This window comes from Pseudomonas sp. 30_B (genome assembly GCF_017491605.1).
Taxonomy (GTDB): Bacteria; Pseudomonadota; Gammaproteobacteria; order Pseudomonadales; family Pseudomonadaceae; genus Pseudomonas.
The window spans coordinates 1-459 of record NZ_JAFGYY010000307.1; the positions used below are offsets into that span (position 1 = coordinate 1).

A 459-nucleotide genomic window follows, 5' to 3' on the forward strand; every position below is an offset into this window, starting at 1 on the left:
GGCCGCGCGGGCGTGCTGCGCCGTCGCGGCAAGCTCAAGCCGAAGTATCGCGATCCGAAAACCGGCGCGACCTGGAACGGCCGCGGCCGCCCGCCTTCGTGGATCGCCGGAAAGGATCGCGCCGCGTTCGTCGCTTGATGCCCGCGCGCCGTCATGCGGCGCCGGGCGGCAACGTTTGCCCACACCGCGCTTGCGCCGCGCCTGTTGTGCACCTATTGCGCGCCTGTCCCGCGTGCGCTACGCGCGATCCGCAAGCGGAGCCCACATCGCTCGCGCGAGCCATGTGGGCTTTTTTTCGTCGCGTTCGGCACGGCTCGACAGATCGACAGACCATCGGGCAATCGACGATCCCGCCGCCGCCCGGCCGCGCGCGAGACGTGGCCGCGCCGCGATGCGGCCGTCAGAACGCCGGGGGGCACTCGAACGCAAGTTGCGCGCGCCCCTGCGTGCCGCTGCCGC

Annotated in this window: 1 protein-coding gene; it reads left to right on the top strand. The window is 72.5% G+C overall.

Annotated elements, in window-relative coordinates; genetic code table 11:
* Positions 1-12 precede the first annotated feature (12 nt).
* Positions 13-138: an H-NS family nucleoid-associated regulatory protein gene (locus tag J5M67_RS30050; RefSeq protein ID WP_368735970.1), complete on the top strand. Its 126-nt coding sequence runs from the start codon at positions 13-15 to the stop codon at positions 136-138.
* Positions 139-459 lie beyond the last annotated feature (321 nt).